Below are 20,154 nucleotides of genomic sequence, written 5' to 3'. Positions count from 1 at the left end.
CTTAATCCGGTGTGTGCGACGCCGAGCCGACGGCATCGCCGAGCGTGGCGAAACCGCCGTCGTACAGCCGCCGGGCGATGCCGTCGTGAATCTGCTTGGCCCACAAGCCTCCTCCGTAGATGAAGCCGGTATAGCCCTGCAGCAGCGATGCGCCCGCGGTAATCCTCTCCCAGGCGTCGTCGGCGGTCTCGATGCCGCCGACACTGACCAGCACCAGGCGATCGCCCACTCGGCCGTAAAGCCGGCGCAGCACCTCGACGGCGCGGCGTGCCACCGGCGGCCCGGAGATGCCACCGGGACCCAGCTCGTCGACCCCGGGTGTCTTCAAACCGCGCCGCGACACCGTGGTGTTGGTGGCGACGATGCCGGCCAGCCCGAGTTCGACTGCCAGGTCTGCGATCTCGTCCACGTCGGAATCGGAAAGATCCGGCGCGATCTTCACCAGCACCGGCTTGGACGTCTCGGCGAGCACGGCGGACAGGATGGGCCGCAGCGACTCGACCGCTTGCAGATCACGCAGCCCGGGCGTGTTCGGCGAGCTGACATTGACCACGAGGTAGGACGCCAGGGGGCCGACCAGCCGGGCACTGGCCCGGTAATCGTCGACGGCCTCATCGGCCGGCGTCACCTTCGTCTTGCCGATGTTGACCCCGATCGGCACCTCGGGCCGCTGCCGGGTGAGCCGCATCGCCAGCGCGCCGGCACCAAGGTTGTTGAAGCCCATCCGGTTCAACAGGGCCCGGTCGGCCGGCAGCCGGAACATGCGGGGCGCCGGATTGCCGGGTTGCGGGTTGGCCGTGACCGTCCCGACCTCCGCATGCCCAAACCCCAGCGCCCCCCACGTGAGCAACCCCAGCCCGTCCTTGTCGAAGCCGGCCGCCAGTCCCAACGGCCCGGGAAAGCGCACTCCGAACACCGTGCTGGCCAGCGCAGGATCCGTCGGGGCGAGCAGCCGATGCAGCAACCTCCGCGTCCAGCCGAGCGCGGTGACACCTCGCAGAAAGGCGAAAACCAGCGTGTGAATCCGCTCGGGCGGGATCAGGAAAAACACCTGTCGCAGCAGACCGTACATGCGGTGTCCGCCCTCGTGTGGCGGGGCGGCCGTCACAGTTCCGGCTGGTCGGGCCGTCGCCCCTCGGAGCTGGCGCTGTCCATACGAGACTTCTTGCGGCGCAACAACACTCGTCTGCTGCCGTCGGTGTAAAGCCGCACCCTGGTCAACTCCCAGCCGCGGTATTCGGCCTCGATGGACAATCGGGTGGATGCGCTGACCCGGGTCACTTCCGGTGGCAAACGAAGCGGCGCCCATTCGTATTCGTCGGACATCTCGGTGTCCCAGCCCGCGGGCAGCCGGCTCCGCCGCGCCGCGGTCAACGCGTACCCGCCGCATGCTCGATGACCTGAACTCCCGCACCGGAACCCGACACCACGTACAGGGTGTCTGACGCTTCGTCGAAGGCCAGCGAGTTCGGTTGCTGCACGGTCGGGTAACGCACCTTTTCGACGGGAATTCCGGTGGACAGATCGTAACCAATGACGATATTGGAAACGGTCTGAGAAACCCAGGCTAACGCGCGGGAGCCGACCAGGCCGTACGGCGCCTGCGGCACCGGGTAGGCCTGGCGCAGGATCAGCGGATCCACGCCGTACACCAGCAGCTGGCCCGCACGGGTATCGGCGACCAGCACCCGGCCCGCCGGGTCGGCGGCCATGGTGGTGGCGCCCCGGCCCGCCCGCAGCGCCTGCTGAGCGTGACCGTCGGCGCCGATCGTCGTCACCGATGTCTGTCCGCGGTCCAACACCACGGTCGTATTGCCTTGTGTGGCAAGCCAATCGACGCGCGCGAAGATCTTGTTGCGGTTGACGACGGTCGCACTGGTCACGGTGCCCGGTGCCTCGGGGGCAAGGGTGTAGACGGCGCCGTCGGCGCTGCCCAGCACCAGCTTGCCGTCGGCGCGCTGCGCCACCGCGGTGAATTCGGTCTGAGAAGCGTCGGCGACACTCACCTGCGTCGCGCGACCGGCGGACAGCTCGACCGCGAAGTAACCACCGCGCCCGGCCAGGTAGGCGGTTCCGTGGCCGTCATCGGTCAGCGCGGTCGCCGGTCCCGGCAACTCGAGGACGCGGGGCGTGACCTGCGGATCGCCGAACACGGTGACGCTGGCGGGCGCGGCCGGGTCGGCGCCGGGCGTCAGGACCGCCAGCTGATGCGTGCCGCCGTCGAAGACCGCCGCCGCGGCGTGACCGGCCAGGGGCCGCACCGCGCCGGCCGGCTGCTGTGATGCCGGCCGCGACACGGCGGCGCTCGCCGGTTCGATGGTGGGCGGCGCGGTCTGAAGCGGATTCGATGAACATCCGGCTATGGCTACCAGCAAAACCGCGAGGCTCGATAAACCGCATTGAGCTGCCAGCTTGTGACGTCCCGGTCGTGACAGCAATTCATTTCCCTCGTGGTGCGGCGGTGGAACACAAATTCTAAGGAACGCTTTCGCGTTCACTAGGGCCATGCTGCATACATGCGACGCTACCGGCGAGGTATCGTCGGCTCATGGCCGTCACCGCTGACCGTCATATGACGCAGAAAGAGTTTGCTGTCGAGGACATGTCGACCGGCATTGCCGCTAGCGGATACGGGCAAGTCGGTGACGGGCGGAGCTTTTCGTTCCACATCGAGAACCGTTCTCTTGTCGTCGAGGTTTACCGGCCACGCCTGGCCGGACCCGTCCCGCAGGCCGACGAGGTGGTCGCCACGGCAGTACGTGACGTGGTGAACATCGACCTCACCGACGAGCGCAGCCTTCGCGCCGCGGTGCGCGACTCCATAGCGCACGCGGTGCCGGTTTCGCGCTAGTCACCTCCGGTCGCGGACCCGTACACCGGGTACCGTCGTGGTCGATATGACCGTCATCCTGTTACGGCACGGCCGCTCGAGTTCGAACACGGCGGGCGTCTTAGCCGGTCGCTCCGAGGGCGTCGACCTCGATGACAAAGGCTGCGAACAAGCCGCTGGCCTGATCGACCGGATCGGCGATCTGCCGATCCGGGCGCTGGTCAGTTCGCCGCTGCTGCGCTGCCGGCGCACCCTCGAGCCGTTGGCCGACGCGCTATGCCTGACGCCGCTGGTCGACGATCGGCTTGCCGAGGTGGACTACGGGGAATGGACGGGCCGCAAACTCGGCGACTTGGTCAGCGAGCCATTGTGGAAGGTCGTTCAGGCCCACCCCAGCGCGGCGGTGTTTCCCGGCGGCGAGGGCCTGGCGCAGGTGCAGGCGCGCGCGGTGGCCGCCGTGCGCGAGCACGACCGCCGGCTGGCCTTGGAAACCGGGGGAGCGCATAGCGGCGATGTGCTGTGGGTCGCCTGCACTCACGGTGATGTCATCAAAGCGGTCATCGCCGACGCGTACGGAATCCATCTGGACGGCTTCCAGCGCGTCACCGCCGACCCGGCGTCGGTAAGTGTGATCCGTTACACCGAACTGCGCCCGTTTGTGTTGCACGTCAACCACACCGGTGCGCGGCTGTCCGCCTCCTTGCGGGCCGGGCCCCCGGCGAAGGAAGAGGCGACGCCGGAGACCGATCCCAAGTCCAACGGAGAGCCTCAGGAATCGGTCGCTTCAGTGCCGTCCAGCGACGCGGTGGTCGGCGGTTCCACGGATTAATTCGGCGGCCGCCCCATCGGATCGCACGGTGATGGCAACAGCCGGTATTTTGGAAGTGCCATGGCCCGCGCAATTCATGTCTTCCGCACACCCGACCGCTTCGTGGCCGGGACCGTCGGCCAGCCCGGAAATCGCACGTTTTACATCCAGGCTGTGCATGACGCCCGAGTGGTGTCGGTGATATTGGAGAAGCAGCAGGTTGCGGTGCTCGCCGAACGCATCGGTGCGCTGCTGCTCGAGGTGAACCGCAGGTTCGGCACGCCCGTTCCGCCGGAGCCTGCGGAGATCGAGGACCTCAATCCGTTGGTCACCCCGGTGGATGCCGAATTCCGGGTCGGAACCATGGGCCTGGGCTGGGATTCGGAGGCCCAGACCGTGGTGGTCGAGCTGCTGGCGGTTACCGACGCCGAGTTCGACGCGTCCGTGGTGCTCGACGACACCGAAGAGGGCCCCGACGCGGTGCGGGTGTTCTTGACGCCGGAGTCGGCGCGCCAGTTCGCCACCCGTTCCAATCGCGTCATCTCGGCGGGACGTCCGCCGTGTCCGCTGTGCGATGAACCGTTAGATCCGGAGGGCCATATCTGCGCACGCGCCAACGGATATCGGCGCAGTGCGCTGCTCGGGCCTGACGATGACCCCGAGGTCTGACGACCGTGAGGTGTTGCGTGACGGCGAGCTGACGGTCATCGGACGGATCCGCTCGGCCAGCAACGGCACCTTCTTATGCGAATCGACGCTTGGCGAGTCCAGCGTGCACTGCGTCTACAAGCCGGTCGCCGGGGAGGCGCCGCTGTGGGATTTCCCGGACGGGACGCTGGCCGGCCGTGAACGAGCCGCGTATCTGGTGTCCGCGACATTGGGCTGGAACATCGTGCCCTACACGATCATTCGCCATGGACCGGCGGGTCCGGGCATGTTGCAGCAATGGGTGCAGCAACCCGGTGACGCGGTGGATACCGAGCCGCGGCCGGGGCCGGATCTGGTCGACCTGTTTCCGGCCGGCACGAAGCAGCCGGGTTATCTGCCGGTGTTGCGGGCCCTCGACTACGCCGGCGATGAGGTCGTCCTGATGCACGCCGACGACATTCGTTTGTGGCGGATGGCGGTGTTCGACGTGCTGGTCAACAACGCCGACCGCAAGGGCGGCCACGTGCTGCGCGACCTCGACGGCCACATCTTCGGGGTCGACCACGGTGTGTGCCTGCACGTCGAGGACAAACTGCGCACGGTGCTGTGGGGATGGGCCGGCAAGCCGATCGACGATCACACCCTGGAAGCCGTGGCCCGCCTGGCCGATGCGCTCGACGATCAGTTCGGCGACGAACTGGCCGAGCAGATCACCCGGGCCGAGATCGCCGCTCTGCGCATGCGCGCACACGCGCTGCTGGACAATCCCGTCATGCCCGGACCCAACCGGCATCGCCCCATTCCGTGGCCGGCTTTCTAGCGGTGATCGCAAGCACGGCGCCGCCCGGCGCAGCGGGTCGCCGCCATCGGTGAAGGCCGCGTTACACCGTCGGCGATACTGAAGCGGTGAACCCCGCCGCCGACGAGATGACCGATGCCGCTCTGGCCGCCGATCTCGCCGTTGACGCGGGGGAGTTGCTGCTCAAAGTCCGCGACGAAGTCGGCTTCGGGTATCCCTGGGCGCTGGGCGACGCGGGGGACAGCCTTGCGAATGCGCTGATCCTGCGGCGCCTGCACGCGGAGCGGCCCGATGACGCGGTGCTCAGCGAGGAGGCCTACGACGACCTGTCCCGGCTCGAGCACGATCGCGTGTGGATCATCGATCCGCTGGACGGCACCCGGGAGTTCTCGACGCCGGGGCGCGACGACTGGGCGGTACACATCGCGCTGTGGCAGCGCCCCAGCGACGGCCAGCGCGAAATCACCGACGCGGCGGTGTCGTTGCCGGCCCGCGGGAACATCGTCTACCGCAGCGACACCGTGACCGCCGACGCCGCGCGGGCGGGTGTCAACGACACCATCCGCATCGCTGTCAGCGCCACCCGTCCTCCCGCGGTGCTGCATCGGATGCGGCAGACATTGCCCATCCAGCCCGTGGCGATCGGGTCGGCCGGCGCAAAGGCGATGGCCATCATCGACGGGGACGTCGACGCCTATGTGCACGCGGGCGGCCAGTGGGAGTGGGATTCGGCGGCCCCGGCCGGGGTGGTGATGGCCGCCGGCATGCACGCGTCGCGGCTCGACGGATCACCGATGCGCTACAACCAACTCGACCCGTATCTGCCCGACTTCGTGATGTGCCGCGCCGAGCTGGCGCCGATTCTGCTGGGCGCCATCCGCGGCGGGTGACGTCAGCCCGCTGCGCGGGCTGCATCGTCGGCCCGCCTGGCCCGATGGCGCGCCTCCTTCTCAGCCCGCTGCGCGGGCTGCATCGTCGGCCCGCCTAGGCTAATTGCCATGCAGTCGTGGTCTTCCCCACAGGTCCCCGCGTTGTCGGGACGCGGCCCGGAGCTTCGGTTGTATGACACGTCTGACCGGCAGGTGCGTCCCGTGGCGGCCGGATCGACCGCCACGATGTATGTCTGCGGCATCACCCCATACGACGCCACCCACCTGGGCCACGCGGCGACCTATCTGGCGTTCGATCTGATCAACCGGCAGTGGCTGGATCTCGGCCACGACGTCCATTACGTCCAGAACGTCACCGACGTCGACGATCCGTTGTTGGAGCGCGCCCAGCGCGACGGCATCGACTGGCGAGAGCTCGCCGAGCGCGAGGTCTCGCTGTTCCGCGAAGACATGGCGGCGCTGCGCATACTGGCGCCGCGTGAATATGTCGGGGCGACCGAGGCCATCGCCGAGGTCGTCGAACTCGTCGAGAAGATGCTGGCGTCGGGGGCGGCCTACGTCGTCGACGGCGAATACCCTGACATCTACTACCGCGCCGACGCCACTGCACAGTTCGGGTACGAGTCCGGATATGACCGCGCAACCATGCTGCGATTGTTCTCCGAGCGCGGCGGCGACCCGCAGCGGCCGGGCAAGACCGACGAACTCGACGCGCTGCTGTGGCGGGCGGCGCGGCCCGGGGAGCCCAGCTGGCATTCCCCGTTCGGCCCCGGCCGGCCGGGCTGGCACGTCGAGTGCGCGGCGATCGCGCTCAGCCGCATCGGCAGCGGCTTGGACATTCAGGGCGGGGGCAGCGACCTGATTTTCCCCCATCACGAATTCACCGCCGCCCACGCCGAATGTGTCCGCGGAGAGCGGAGATTCGCGCGCCACTACGTGCACGCCGGGATGATCGGCTGGGACGGGCACAAGATGTCCAAGAGCCGCGGCAACCTGGTACTGGTGTCGCAGCTGCGCGCGCAAGGCGTCGAGCCGGCGGCCATCCGGCTGGGGCTGCTGGCCGGGCACTACCGCGGGGACCGGTATTGGAGCGACCAGGTGCTCAACGAGGCCATTGCGCGGCTGCAGCGCTGGCGCGGCGCGACCGCGCTGCCCGCCGGTCCGGACGCCGCCGACGTGATCGCGCGACTGCGCCAATACCTGGCCGATGACCTCAATACTCCCAAAGCTCTTGCGGCACTGGATGGTTGGGCCACTGACGCGCTGGAATACGGTGGCCATGACACCGAGGCGCCCAAGCTGGTGGCCACCGCCATCGACGCACTGCTGGGAGTGGAGCTGTAGGTGGCGCGACGGTATTCCCTCGTCAGACTGGCAGGCTCCCCATTCTGGGTCCATCGGGCGTGACCTGATCGGTCGCTGCCAACGCGGCTGTCCACCATTTCGCCAGCGCCGACAGATCGGCGGCTTCCTCATAGAGGCTTGTCGATCGGGAGTTCACGGCCAAAGCTTTGTCGGGTGTGCCGGGTCTGTCCCCAGCGGACTTGGCCTTGGCGGCGTGCGCCAGCTCGAAAGCATTTGTCGCGGGGCCGTGTTCGTTGGCCGGCACCGAGTATGCCTGGAGGAATTGGGCCAGCTCGTGCGGAGCCGTGTTACGGACATAGTGGCGCAGGTGCATGATCGCATCGCGGATTTCGATGACGGTTTGATGTAGCTGCAGGGTGGTTTTCTGGAATCGCCGGTCGTCGTGCTCGATATGGAAGCTGCTTTCCGGGACCACGGCCGTCATGCTGAGCCGCAGTGGCTGCAGACGTTTCCAGGTGCGGCTGATGCGGTCCAGTCCAAGGTAGGAATGCAGTCTCACGACGAGCGGAACCGCGCCGAAAAGATAGACGACGACGGCCATCCAAAAGAATTCGAATCCATGAACCCGCATCCGGAACCCGACGGTGTGGGTCCAGCCGAGCTGGTCGCTCACCGCCAAGACCAGCGCCTCCAGGCAGGCTGCGGCGGTGACGACGACCGCAATTAATCCGGCGGCGGCGAGCAGCGTTTCGCGAGTGTCGGTGGCTTTTATCAGCTCGGAACCAAACATCCATATCAACCGCGCCACCAAGATGAAGATGGTGGTCAGGGAGAGACTCAACGCCAAGATCGCGTCCCAGCCGCCGGACACCTCGAACAGCTGACCCGCGACGCGGGCGCGGGTGCCCGCGGCCAGGAATGCCACACACAAAGCGACTGCGGCCAGGCGGTAATAGCGGTGACTGCGACGCGTTTTCTCCGGTGAGATCCCGTTCCACAGCATCGTGAATCCGATGAATTCGCCGGCTGCCACAATCATTGCAGCACAAGATAATTGCTGGGCGGTCGTCACACCCATCAGGGCGCTTTTGGACAACGCCGCTTCTACTCGGCGCTCACGCAAGAGCTGGGCCAGCAGCAGCCACACCATCACATTGTTGAAGTACGTCTGGTACAGGTTGGCCCTGCACCACCGGAACCGCGCGGCAAGAAGGATCACCATGATCGTCATCACGGGCCATGCGACAAACCCTGGGACCGTGGAGGTCATTGGCGACGAAAGAAGGCGCTGCGCATCATCGAGCGACGCTCGGTGGCCTCAGCGGCGGCGATCAGCAACAGGGAAGCGAACATCTCGGCATCGCGCTCCTGCTCACTGGCATAGTCGCTGCGGCCCAGTACCGCGCGCACCATTTCGGGATCAATGTCAGGCAAGGCCTGGCGGCACACCTTGTATTCGGGCGCCTCATCGAAGCTGTGGCCGCCACTTCGACCATGCCCCAGCAGAATATGCCCGATCTCGTGGCCCACTATCTGGTCGATGTGGTAGTCGCTGGTTCCGATCTCATGCAGGATCAGGTCTTCGTCATCGCAGGCCAGCCACAGTCCGCAGGGGCTATCCGCCAACGCCGCGGTGTCTGTGGGGATAAGCCTGATGGCCCGACCTCGCATCTGGCCCAGGCTCTCGATGAAAACGTTGCGATCCCAGGGCACCGGGATCGGGAGCTTGCGCGTCAGCGCCAGTATGTCAGCGTTGGATGCCGCCATGGGATTGGTCATCTCCTCGGGATGAAATCGGGGGTAACCGTTCGAGCTCGCGGAGGTGATCAACGATCATCGCAAGGCTGTTAAGAGCCTGGGGAGTCAACCCGGATGCCCGCGCTGCCAGATCGCGCACACCGTTATCACGTAATGCCTGCAGAAGATTGAGTTGGGCGTCGATCGCCGCGTCGGTGCCACGATCTATCAGATACGACGGCGGCACGCCGAAAAAATCGGCGATCGCCCTCAGATGCGCGACAGTCGGGTTTGTTTTGATGCCGTTTCTGAGCTGCCAGAGGTAAGCCGGGCTGATTGCGACGCCAGTTTTATCGGTGATCGCCGCCGCGGCGGCGGCGTTGGATAGCGGCGGCGTGCCGGCTTTGCGCATCAGCTGGAAGAGCTTGTTCAGGCGTGCCGCCAGCTCATCGTCATCCGGCCCTTTGGCCTGGACGCCATCGACTTCCAATGCACTCTCGTTTCATCGGAGCTTTCGCTATGTGTACTGATGTTACAGGGCCACTGTCGTCGGCGGTCCCGAAATCCTACTTGCGAAGAACTTCCAGCGAGCTGCTGTGACCTGGGTGTCTGCGAGCGGTGTAGCGCTTCACCTCGGTTATCCACAGCCGGAAGCCGTTCGGTTTTACATTTTCATCAGCGTACGGTTGAATTCGTCACGTGTACTGTCGTGTGCGGTCCGCCGTGGGACCTTTTCGGCCTGAGATGGCGCTCGACGCGCTTGACGCTATGCCCGCGGGCCCGGCTTTGCTGGTGAACGACGAGGGGCGAATGCCAGTGTGCCGGGTCCGTCTTCGCGCAGAAAATCCTGACCTGGTTGGCATTTTCCACCCTGTGCCGACACCCTTTTCGAATTGGCGGAGCGATGCGCACGGAATTGGACCGGGATGGCGTCGGGCCTGGCAAAAGCGCAGCACACTAGAACCACGGCGTGGCGTCGTGATGAATATTTATCGACGTCGTGCGGTAGGTGCACCAGTCAGATACCGGCGCTTCACTAAAAGTTCAATTCCTGGGCATGGCGACGCCGGCGGAACTATTGGCCTGCGTTGTAATCCCAGGGTTGAAGGATTGTTTGTCGGCGTGCTTTGACATTCCCGGTAAAAGCTGCACAGCGTATAAATGTTTGCTATGAGGCCCCCGTGGTTGCTGGGGCGAATCTATGAAACACCTGTATAACGCGTACAATAATTTACACGGGTGTCGAATCTCGGCAGGTCAAAAAAATTTGCTGTCGGGTTGAAATCGGGGTATATTTCCTGGCAATTACTGGACTACGGAATGGAGTGAGTCCGGTGCGTACGACATGCGGGACCGCGCGACCGTCGGTGGATGGTCTGCCGCGTCGACCGCTGAGTCGTGACCATCATCGGCCACAGGGGCGTCGTGTGGCTGTTACCGTTTGGGCCGCTCGTCGGTCCATTTGGAATTCTGGACGCTACCCATCGGGTACGTGCCTGGCTGTCCGAAATGCCAAGGCGCCGATGCTCCCTCAGCAAAACTAGGGTTTTCCGGTGCCGGGGGAAGTCGGTTCGGCGTGGCCCATCGTGGGACGCGATGTGGAGTTGCGGCGGTCGCTCGGGGCGCTCGGTAACGGGGATTTCCACGGGGTGGCGCTGGTCGGCGACAGCGGGGTGGGCAAATCGACGCTGGCGCGCATGCTGGCGAAGACGGTTGAGTCGGCCGGCCGCACGGTGCGATTCGCGTTGGGCACTCAGACGGGTTGCGCTCTACCGCTGGGCGCGTTTTCTCGCGCGGTGAGTCTTGGGGCAGCGAATGAACCGGCGGTCATGCTGGCCGCTGCGCACAACACCTTGGGCCAAGACAGGAACCTGGTGGTGGTGGTCGACGACGCCCATTTGCTCGATCCGTTGTCGGCCACCTTGGTCAATCAGCTTGCGTCCGGCCGTAGCGCTCGGTTGATCGTGACGATCCGGTCGGGCGAACCAGTGCTGGATGCCGTGACTGCGTTGTTGAAAGAGCGCCTGTTGCTGACCGTCCACGTCGATTCGTTCACCCGCGAGCAGACCGCCCTGCTGGCCGGGGCGGTGTTGGGCGGTCCGGTCGACTTTCGATTGGTTGACGAGTTGTTCGAGCGCAGCGCGGGAAATCTGTTGCTACTGCGGGGTTTTCTGACCGCGGGGCGGGAAAGCGGGGCGCTGGTCTACATCGACGGCAGCTGGCAACTTCGCGGCCCGTTGCGCGCAGATCGCGAACTTCGTGATGCTTTGGAGTTTCGGCTGCAATCGCTGAGTCCAGAAGAGCTGGAGGTGGTGGAGGTCTTGGCCACCGCCGAGTCGCTGCAGTGGGAGATCCTGCGCGACATCTGCGATGCCGGGGCGCTGGCGACGTTGGAGCGCCGGGGTCTGATCCAGCTGGTTGCCGACGGATCCCACACCGTGGCGCAGTTGAATCAGCCCATGCTCGGTGAAGCGGCCACCCGGCACGCCGGGATGGTGCGCTCGCGGCACCTCAACGGTGTATTGGCGCGAGCTCTTCAAAAGCATGAGCGGGCCGGCGGCGGCCTGCTGGGGTTGCCGGGGCTGCAGGGCCGGATCCGGCTGGCCCAGTTCATGATGCGAAGCGACCTGGAGCCTGACCTCGATGTCGTCGTCGAAGCGGCGGCCGACGCGGTGGCGATGTCGAACGTGGCGTTGGGCGAGGAGTTGGCGAGGTTCGCGGTCGATCGTGGTGGCGGTCTGCCGGCCGCGTTGGTGCTGGCCGAGGCGCTGAGTTGGCAGGGTCGCGGCGAGAAGGCCGATTCCGTGCTTGTCGACGCCGAACCCACCGACGGCGACGATTGGCTGATCGCACGGTGGGGCTGTGTGCGCGCTGCCAACTTGTACTGGGGCTGCGGAGACGTTGAAGCGGCCATCCGGGCACTCGATGAGGTGAAAAAGCGGGTGGCTTCCGAGGCCGGCATCCAGTTGATCAACGCGCTGGATGTGTCCATGGGCTACTTCCGTGGCGACGTTGAGACGACTATTGAACTTGGGCCGGGATTGTGTGAGTCCGATGCAGTACCGATAGCGACCGTGTGGGCGGTTTTCCCTACCTGCGGTGCCTTTGCGGCGGCCGGGCGATTTTCGCAAGTAAGCCGCATAGCTGACCTCGGGCTACGTGCGGCTGGGCTGTGCGGGCTGGGGCTGCATCAATTCAACATCGGGATGACGGAGGTCATGGCCGCGACCGCCGCCGGCAACGATCGCGCGGCCGAGCGGATCTACAAGCGTTATGCCGCGATCGCCGCCGGTCTTCCTGAAGCCGAGGCCATGGTTGGCGCGATGCTCGGGCTCGTGCGCGTTGCACGCGGTGAGCTCCGGGCAGCGTGCGCTGCGTTCGTCGACTCGCTTGCGGTGTTCGCTGAGGGTTTTCCATCGCCTTGGTTGGCGCTGGTGGCCGCGCTGCATGCCCAGGCCGAGGGGGCGCGGGGGGACAGTGCGGCGGCCGCTGCGGCGTTGCGGTGCGCGGAAAAAGTCTATGGAGGCCATGTTGGAGTGTTCTTGCCCGAACTCGAGCTGGCCCGAGCATGGGAGCGGGCGGCTGCCGGCGACCCGACGGCCGCGCGGGCGCATGCGCTGCGCGCGGCGGAAACCGCGCGAGCAGCCGGAATGCACGTGGGCGGAGAACGGGCACGCCATGCGGCCGTGCGATTCGGCGATCGTTCGCAGGCCAAGCGCCTGCAACAACTTGCTCGAATTCTGACCACCGCGTTGGCCCAGGCGGCTGCTGACCATGCCCGCGGCCTGGAACAACACGACGGCGATCTGCTCGATGCCGCCGCACACCAGTTCGCCGACCTTGGTTCATTGGCTTTTGCCGCCGACGCATCGGCCCAGGCGGCCAGCGAACATGCCCGCCGAGGCGACCGCGCCAAGAAATTCGACTCGTCGACCCGGGCGCACGCACTGGCCAGCCAATGCGGTTTGCGTACCCCGGCGGTCGACGCGTCGGCGCGCCCACTTCCCTTCAGTGGCCGTGAACGCCAGATCGTCATGCTGGTCGCGGCCGGTTTGTCCAACCGGCAGATCGCCGATCAGTTGGTCATCTCGGTGCGCACGGTCGAGGGGCACCTCTACCGCATTTTCACCAAACTCGGCATCAACACGCGCGACCAACTCATCTGCCTTACCCGCAGGGAGCCGCCCACGCGGGGCGAGTTGTCACTTCGGGGCGACGGGTCGCTAGGTTACCGGAGCCACGATCACCCTCGGACCGGCTGAGTTTTCATAGGTAACCTTTGGAGTTCGCCGGACCGGCACTCTATCTCTGCGCACGCACCACTCGACTTACCTGTGGATTCCGGCGACGCCTGCTTGAGCGGCCATACGCTCGCGCTCATGATACGCAGTCGGAAGTGCACGGTCGCGATCGTTGACCACGATGTCGACCCGTCCGGAACCGCACAGACGGTCTTGCCGTCAAATCTGCTGGTGGGCGGGGACCGAATCCCGTCGGGCTGCTCGGGCAGGGCCTCGAGTCCGCTTGAGTCTTTCAGGCTTTATCTAGCGGCAGCCAGTTCAGGCTTCATGTAGCGGCAGCGGGCTCGAGATGTCTCGTCCGGCGGATGAGGACGACGCTGAATCGGCAGACGGTAAGCGCACCAGTACTGGTCGCCACGCCGGCAGCCCCGGTGGGAGTGGGGAGATGCAGCACTTGACGCAACGCGTGAATGACGCGACGTGGCCCATCGTGGGGCGCGATGCCGAGTTTCGGCGGTCGCTGGCAGCGCTGAGTAACGGAGAGTTCAACGGGGTTGCGCTGGTCGGCGATAGCGGGGTGGGCAAATCGACGCTGGCGCGAATGCTGGCAAAGACGGTTGAGTCGGCCGGCCGCACGGTGCGATTCGCGTTGGGCACGCAAACGGGTTGCGCTCTACCGCTGGGTGCGTTTTCTCGCGTGGTGAGTCTCGCGGTGGGACATGAACCAGCGGTCATGCTGGCCGCTGCGCACAACACCTTGGGCCAAGACAAGAACCTGGTGGTGGTGGTCGACGACGCCCAGTTGCTCGATCCGTTGTCGGCCACCTTGGTCAATCAGCTTGCGGCCGGGCGTAGCGCTCGGTTGATCGTGACGATCCGGTCGGGCGAGCCGATCTCGGATGCGGTGACTGCGTTGTTGAAAGAGCGCCTGCTGCTGACCGTTCACGTCGATCCGTTCACCCGCGAGCAGACCGGTCTATTGGCCGGCGCGGTCCTGGGTGGACCGGTCGAGTCTGGATTGGTTGACGAGTTGTTCGAGCGCAGTGCGGGAAATCTGTTGCTACTACGGGGTTTGCTGACCGCGGGGCGGGAAAGTGGGGCGCTGGTCTACGCCGAGGAGGGCTGGCAACTTCGCGGCCCGTTGCGCGCAGATCGCGAACTCCGTGATGCTTTGGAGTATCGGCTGCAATCGCTGAGTCCAGAAGAGTTGGAGGTGGTGGAGGTCTTGGCCACCGCCGAGCTGCTGGAGCTGGAGATCCTGCGCGAAATCTGCGATGCCGATGCCATGGCAAACCTGGAGCGCCGTGGTCTGATCCAGCTGGTTGCCGACGGGTCCCACACGCTGGCGCAACTGAATCACCCCATGCTGGGTGAAGCGGCGACCCGGCGTGCCGGGATGGTGCGCTCGCGGCACCTCAACGGTGTATTGGCCAAGACTCTTCGAAGGCATCTGCGGGCAGCGGCGCGGCGCTCGCAAGTCCCCGACCTGCGGGGCCGAATCCGGCTGGCGCAGTTCATGATGCGCAGTGACCTGGAGCCCGACCTGGGCGTGGTCATCAAGGCTGCGGCCGACGCGCTGGCGATGTCGAACGTGGTGTTGGGCGAGGAGTTGGCGAGGTTCGCGGTCGATCGTGGTGGTGGTCTGCCGGCCGCGTTGGTGCTCGCCGAGGCGGTGAGTTGGCAGGGTCGCGGCGAGGAGGCCGATTCCATCCTTCTGGGCGTCGACGTCGATGATGCCGACGAGTGGTTGATCGCGCGGTGGGGTTTTCTGCGCGCGGCGAACTTGGCATGGGGGTGCGGTGACGCCGATACCGCGAGGCGAGTGCTGACCGACGTGAAACAGCGTGTTGCGTCCGAGGCGGGCAGCCAGCTGATCAGTGCGTTAGAGCTCTCGATCGGGTTCTTCTGCGGCGACGTGGAGACGACGATCGAGCTTGGGCCGCGACTGTGCGAGTCCGACGTAATGCCGATGACGACCGTGTGGGCGGCTGTCGCGACATGCGGTGCTCTGATGGCCGCCGGGCGGCTTTCCGAAGTCGGCCGCATAGCGGAGGCGGGGTTGCGCGCGGCGGCGCTCTGCAAAGCGGGTCCGCAGCGGTTCGCCATCGGGCTGGCCGAGGTCATGGTCGCGACTGCTGCCGGTGACTACCTGGCGGCCGAGCGGATCCATAAGCGTTATGCCGCGATGGCCACCGGTCTTCCGGCCGCGGAGGCCATGGTGGACGCGATGCTCGGGCTCGTGCAGGTTTCCCGCGGTGAGCTGCTGGCAGCGTGCGCTACTCTCGCCCGCTCGATCTCTGAACTGTCTCAAGGCTTTCCGTCGCCTTGGTTGCTGGTGGTGGCCGCGCTGCATGCCCAGGCCGAGGGGGCGCGGGGGGACAGTGCGGCGGCCGCTGCGGCGTTGCGGTGCGCGGAAAAAGTCTATGGAGGCCATGTTGGAGTGTTCTTGCCCGAACTCGAGCTGGCCCGAGCATGGGAGCGGGCGGCTGCCGGCGACCCGACGGCCGCGCGGGCGCATGCGCTGCGCGCGGCGGAAACCGCGCGAGCAGCCGGAATGCACGTGGCGGAGATACGGGCACGCCACGCGGCCGTGCGTTTCGGGGATCGTTCGCAGGCCACGCGGGTGGACGAGCTTGTCGGAACGTTGAACACTCCATCGGCGCGGGCGGTCGCCGACCATGCTCGTGGTCTGGCCCAACACGACGGCGATCTGATCGATGCCGCGGCACATCAGTTCGCTGACCTGGGGGCATTGGCTTTTGCCGCCGACGCGTCGGCACAGGCGGCAGGCGAACATGCCTGTCGCGGCGACCGGCGCAAGGAGATTGAGTCGTCGACCTGGGCGCATGCTCTGGCCAGCCAATGCGGTTCGCGTACCCCGGCGCTCGAGGCCGCGGCGCGCCCCCTTCCCTTCAGCGGTCGTGAACGTCAGATCGTGCTGCTGGTTGCCGCCGGTTTGTCCAACCGGCAGATCGCGGACCGGTTGGTCATCTCGGTGCGCACGGTGGAGGGACACCTGTACCGTCTTTTCACCAAACTGGGCATCAACAACCGCGACGAACTCATCCGTCTGATGAGCCGAGATGCGTCTTGATCAGACAGGTTGTCCGGATAAATAGGTGGGCCCCCGGGTAATCAACCCCGCGGTCGCCGCGTGCTTCGGCCAGGCCTCCGGTGGCGGGGCCGGTCGTTCGCACCCCGAAAGGCCCTGCTGCGCAATCAGATAGCAGTGACACTGTGCGCCGCGAGTCCGGCAGACCCCCGGCATGCTTACGCTGATCGGCGACCGTCTGAGCGCCCGGTGACCCCTGGTGAAGAACACCGTCACTGAGCTTTACGCACTGCGGGGTCGGTCACTACTCGATCTGCGCGCGCACACCACCTTAGTCGGATCAATCGGTTCATGGCCTCCGCTCAGGGAAACTTAAGCTCCCGCACATGACATCATGCCTGGCGGGCATGGCCGGTTGGACGCTTGTGGTGGATTACTGCCGGGATCCCGTGGAACCCGCCAAAGTCGTTGTACCGGGCGGCCGTTGGGACCTGCACTCGGGATGCCGGAACCGCATCAATGCTGCCCATTGTCGGGTGGCGCACGCGCGCCGCCCACTCGTCGCCGCGAGCGAGATCGTGCATCGCGGCTGTTCAGTCACGTGCAGATGCCGCCACCAGGTTCGGGCGAGCACGCAATTCACCAATGTCGTTTCTAGAGGTTGAAAACTATGTCCCAGGGCAACCGCGTGGTCGACCATGTCATCGGCTATCTCGCGTCAATCGGAGTCGACTACCTGTTCGGCGTCGATGGCGGCGACATTGAAGACCTGTACGACGCCGCATTCTTCCGCTCGGACATCGGCGTGGTGTTGGCCAAACACGAGTTTTCTGCTGCGGCGATGGCTGACGGATACAGCCGCAGCCGCGGCGACTTCGGCGTGGTGGCGACGTGCGGCGGGGGCGCGCTGAACCTTGTTGCCGGCCTTGGCGAATTGTTTACCAACCGCATGCCACTATTGGCGTTGGTGGGACAGCCGGCCACCACGATGGATGGTCGCGGCAGCTTTCGGGACACGAGCGGTCGCAACGGTTCACTAAATGCCGAGGCGCTGTTCTCCGAGGTGTCGGTGTTCTGCCGACGGGTGCAGTCTCCCGCGGACATCGCCTCGGCATTGCCTGCCGCGGTGGCGGCGGCGCGAACCGGCGGGCCTGCGGTGTTGTTGCTGCCCAAAGATATTCAGCAATCTGACGTGCGGATCGACGGTTTCGTGGCTGAGCGCGGTACCGAGCGACCACGAGACATTGGTGATCCGCGTCCGATCGTACGAGTGCTGCGCCGGGTGAGCGGACCGGTGACGATCATCGCTGGTGAGCAGGTGGTCCGTGACGATGCACGAGCCGAACTGGCGTCGTTGCGGGCGGTGCTTCGCGCGCAGGTGGCGTGTGTGCCCCACGCCAAGGATGCTGCCGGCACACCGGGTTTCGGTTTGTCGTCGGCACTCGGTGTCACCGGTGTGATGGGCCACCCGGGTGTAGTGGAAGCGGTGGCCGACAGCGCGTTGTGCCTGGTGGTGGGGACCCGGCTGTCGATGACGGCGCGTGCCGGGCTGGACGATGCGCTCGCGGCGGTGCCCACGATCTCCATCGGGTCCGTACCGCCCTACGTTGCATGCACCCATGTCCACACCGACGACCTGCGGGCGTCGTTGCGAATGCTGACGAGCGCGCTGACCGGGCGTGAGCGGCCGACCGGAATTCGAGTGCCTGATGCGGTATCGAGCACCGAGTTGAATCCGCCGGAATTCGACGGTCCCGGAGTGCGCTATCGCGACGCGATGAGCATGCTCGACCGCGCATTGCCCGACGGGGTCGACATTGTCGTCGACGTCGGCAACAGCGGCGCGGCGGCTGTCCATTATCTGCCGGTTCGGCGTGGGGGCCGGTTCGCGGTCGCACTCGGCATGGGCTACAGCTTTGGCGCTGGTATCGGAATGGCCCTCGGCCGTGCGAAATTCGGGGCGCGAGACGGGCGCGTCGTGGTGATCGCCGGGGACGGTGCCTTCTTTATGCACGGCATGGAGGTGCATACCGCTGTGCAATACCGCTTGCCGGTGACGTTCGTCTTGTTCAACAACAACGCCCACGCCATGTGCGCAATGAGCGAAAAGTTGTTCTACGGGAATCGGCACAGTTACAACACATTCACGACGAGCCGGCTCGGGGCCGGTCTCGCCGCGATGTTCCCGCAGCTTCCATCGGTCGACGTCGCCGACGTCGACGGCCTCAGCGCTGCAATGCGTTCAGCACTGGAGGTTGATGGTCCGTCGGTGATCAGCGTCGAATGCGCCGCCGACGAAATACCCCCTCTTTCGACGTTTCTCGGGCTCTCGACGTCGAAATCCGTTGCTTGCCAGGGTGTTGCAAAGGAGAACAGAACCGATGTCGTCTTCAGCGCTTGACGACATTGTCGCCGATACCGGCACCGTCGCACTTTCAACACCTACCTCAGCCTAGATAGGGAGTCCGTCGTCATTATGCTCAATTACGGTACGCAACAAGATATCCTGGGGCCTTTGACCGCAGCTCAGCGGTCGATATGGACTGCTCAACTACTTCAGCCTGAAGTCTCTTACAACTTTGCCGGGTATGTCGTGATCGATCACGATGTCGACGGCGAGAAGCTCACAGAAGCTTGCAAAGCGGCGACCAGGCGGTTCGGCACACCATGTGCGCGGCCATCGCTGGAGGACGGCGAACCGGTCTTCATCGTCGACCGCTCTATTCCGCAGACCCTGCGCTGCATCGATCTCCGCGTCGAGCGTGACCCGGTAGCCGCGGCGGGCAGGTGGATGAAAAACGACTACCGCCAGCCATTTAATGCGCTGCGTGACCGACTCTGCGACTTGGCACTGCTGCGGATCACCGACAATCTGTCGTACTTCTACATGCGTACGCACCACGTCCTCTTTGACGGGTATGGGGCAAACAATTTCGTTCGCTACATCGCCGCCATCTATTCGGGGTCGGTCCTCGACACCGCCGACGTCGTCGACTTCTCCGAGTTCGCGCTGATCCGGGACGCAGAACTGAAGTATCAACAGTCTTCGCGCTGCGATGCCGATGCCGAGTACTGGAAGTCTGTCATGCGCAGTCCTTTGGAAGTCACCGACCTCGCGGGCACCCAGAGGCCGGCGGCACCACGGCACCCGATAGTGCAGGAGCTGGTGTGCAAGCGCCAACCGTCGGAGGACGGACATGACCGATTCGACGTCGCAAGGGCGATCGCGACACTGGCAGTTTTCATCGCCAAAACGACAGGACGTCAGAATATTTCGATGTCGCTGGCGGTTTCGGCGCGCACGACCGCGGCGCTAAAAAGATGTGCGGGCATGGTGTCGAACCTGTTGCCACTGCCCGTCTGCGTCGATGACAGCGAAAGCATGGCTGCGCTGACCGATCGGGTCGGTAAGGATTTGATTGGTGCGCTACGCCATCAACAGTTCCGGCGCTGGCCGGATCTGATTGCCGACGCGGCCCGCCGGGACATCAACGTCGAGTTCGGGCCAGTGATCAACGTGATGGCCTTCGCCGAGCCGCTTCGTTTCGGGCCTTCGGAAGCAACGTTCGAGGTCTTCAATTTCCCGGTACAAGACGTTGCGTTCAACATCTACCCGCGGACGGTCGACGGCAGGCCGCGAATTCAGTTCGCGTGGAACCCGGACCGCTACAGCGCCGACGAGATGGCAAGGCACATCACCCGTTTGGAGGTGCTCCTTGACCGGCTACTGGTGGCCGATGACTCGGTGGTCGTCGGTGAGGTGGGGGTGCTGGATCGCGGTGAGCGTGATCTGGTGCTGTCGGGGTGGTCTGGTGTTGGTGTGCGGGCGCCGGTGGGGTTGGCG

The 20,154-nt window shown here is 65.4% G+C and carries 16 protein-coding genes; 10 read left to right on the top strand and 6 right to left on the bottom strand.

Annotation, left to right across the window (positions count from 1 at the left end):
• Position 1: 1 nt before the first annotated feature.
• Genes A5782_RS14205 through A5782_RS14195 form a run of 3 tightly spaced genes read right to left on the bottom strand, consistent with a single transcriptional unit; the run spans position 2 to position 2,438 of the window.
• Positions 2 to 1,072: a quinone-dependent dihydroorotate dehydrogenase gene (locus A5782_RS14205; RefSeq protein ID WP_067100912.1), complete on the bottom strand. Its 1,071-nt coding sequence runs from the start codon at positions 1,070 to 1,072 to the stop codon at positions 2 to 4.
• A gap of 32 nt (positions 1,073 to 1,104) precedes the next feature.
• Positions 1,105 to 1,374: a DUF5703 family protein gene (locus tag A5782_RS14200; RefSeq protein ID WP_067100909.1), complete on the bottom strand. Its 270-nt coding sequence runs from the start codon at positions 1,372 to 1,374 to the stop codon at positions 1,105 to 1,107.
• A complete protein-coding gene (locus A5782_RS14195) occupies positions 1,371 to 2,438 on the bottom strand; it encodes a YncE family protein (protein WP_369815623.1) in 1,068 nt (355 codons plus the stop codon). Before A5782_RS14195 ends, A5782_RS14200 begins: the two co-directional genes overlap by 4 nt.
• A 110-nt stretch (positions 2,439 to 2,548) precedes the next feature.
• Here A5782_RS14195 and A5782_RS14190 point away from each other — a divergent pair, with 110 nt between their 5' ends.
• The 6 genes from A5782_RS14190 to mshC all read left to right on the top strand — a co-directional run bounded on the left by A5782_RS14190 (position 2,549) and on the right by mshC (position 7,319).
• Positions 2,549 to 2,851 carry a hypothetical protein gene (locus A5782_RS14190; protein ID WP_067100906.1) on the top strand — a complete coding sequence of 101 codons (303 nt, stop codon included), beginning with the start codon at positions 2,549 to 2,551 and terminating at the stop codon, positions 2,849 to 2,851.
• 46 nt (positions 2,852 to 2,897) lie between these two features.
• Positions 2,898 to 3,659: a histidine phosphatase family protein gene (locus tag A5782_RS14185; protein ID WP_067100903.1), complete on the top strand. Its 762-nt coding sequence runs from the start codon at positions 2,898 to 2,900 to the stop codon at positions 3,657 to 3,659.
• A gap of 60 nt (positions 3,660 to 3,719) precedes the next feature.
• Positions 3,720 to 4,307: a DUF3090 domain-containing protein gene (locus A5782_RS14180; protein ID WP_067100900.1), complete on the top strand. Its 588-nt coding sequence runs from the start codon at positions 3,720 to 3,722 to the stop codon at positions 4,305 to 4,307.
• On the top strand, positions 4,291 to 5,106 hold the full coding sequence (locus A5782_RS14175) for an SCO1664 family protein (RefSeq protein ID WP_067100894.1): 816 nt from the start codon (positions 4,291 to 4,293) through the stop codon (positions 5,104 to 5,106). Before A5782_RS14180 ends, A5782_RS14175 begins: the two co-directional genes overlap by 17 nt.
• A 107-nt stretch (positions 5,107 to 5,213) precedes the next feature.
• Positions 5,214 to 5,975, top strand: coding sequence for a 3'(2'),5'-bisphosphate nucleotidase CysQ (locus A5782_RS14170; RefSeq protein WP_067101235.1), 762 nt, complete (start codon positions 5,214 to 5,216; stop codon positions 5,973 to 5,975).
• A 108-nt stretch (positions 5,976 to 6,083) separates the two neighbouring features.
• A complete protein-coding gene (gene mshC / locus A5782_RS14165) occupies positions 6,084 to 7,319 on the top strand; it encodes a cysteine--1-D-myo-inosityl 2-amino-2-deoxy-alpha-D-glucopyranoside ligase (protein ID WP_067100891.1) in 1,236 nt (411 codons plus the stop codon).
• Between the two features lie 22 nt (positions 7,320 to 7,341).
• Here mshC and A5782_RS14160 read toward each other — a convergent pair whose 3' ends face one another.
• The 3 genes from A5782_RS14160 to A5782_RS14150 are packed head-to-tail and all read right to left on the bottom strand — an operon-like array spanning position 7,342 to position 9,429.
• Positions 7,342 to 8,511, bottom strand: a complete 1,170-nt coding sequence (locus A5782_RS14160; protein WP_082942927.1) for a DUF6545 domain-containing protein — start codon at positions 8,509 to 8,511, stop codon at positions 7,342 to 7,344.
• 35 nt (positions 8,512 to 8,546) lie between these two features.
• Complete coding sequence (locus A5782_RS14155; protein WP_067100885.1) at positions 8,547 to 9,047, bottom strand: hypothetical protein; 501 nt, start codon at positions 9,045 to 9,047, stop codon at positions 8,547 to 8,549.
• Positions 9,028 to 9,429: a helix-turn-helix domain-containing protein gene (locus tag A5782_RS14150; protein WP_197694231.1), complete on the bottom strand. Its 402-nt coding sequence runs from the start codon at positions 9,427 to 9,429 to the stop codon at positions 9,028 to 9,030. Before A5782_RS14150 ends, A5782_RS14155 begins: the two co-directional genes overlap by 20 nt.
• A 1,192-nt stretch (positions 9,430 to 10,621) precedes the next feature.
• On the opposite strand from A5782_RS14150, the gene A5782_RS14145 reads away from it, so the two are divergent.
• The 4 genes from A5782_RS14145 to A5782_RS14130 form a co-directional block, all read left to right on the top strand.
• The gene (locus A5782_RS14145) at positions 10,622 to 13,279 is read left to right on the top strand and encodes a LuxR C-terminal-related transcriptional regulator (protein ID WP_067101232.1); all 2,658 of its coding nucleotides are present in this window, start codon (positions 10,622 to 10,624) and stop codon (positions 13,277 to 13,279) included.
• Between the two features lie 424 nt (positions 13,280 to 13,703).
• Positions 13,704 to 16,352, top strand: coding sequence for a LuxR family transcriptional regulator (locus A5782_RS14140; RefSeq protein ID WP_082942926.1), 2,649 nt, complete (start codon positions 13,704 to 13,706; stop codon positions 16,350 to 16,352).
• A 628-nt stretch (positions 16,353 to 16,980) separates the two neighbouring features.
• Positions 16,981 to 18,711, top strand: a complete 1,731-nt coding sequence (locus tag A5782_RS14135; protein ID WP_067100880.1) for a thiamine pyrophosphate-binding protein — start codon at positions 16,981 to 16,983, stop codon at positions 18,709 to 18,711.
• A gap of 75 nt (positions 18,712 to 18,786) precedes the next feature.
• On the top strand, positions 18,787 to 20,154 hold a 1,368-nt coding region (locus tag A5782_RS14130; protein WP_231986682.1), incomplete at its 3' end, for a condensation domain-containing protein.

Source organism: Mycobacterium sp. 852002-40037_SCH5390672 (assembly GCF_001665875.1).
Taxonomy (GTDB): Bacteria; Actinomycetota; Actinomycetes; order Mycobacteriales; family Mycobacteriaceae; genus Mycobacterium.
The sequence above is the reverse complement of the archived record's forward strand: the minus strand, read 5'-3'. Positions and strand labels throughout refer to the sequence as shown.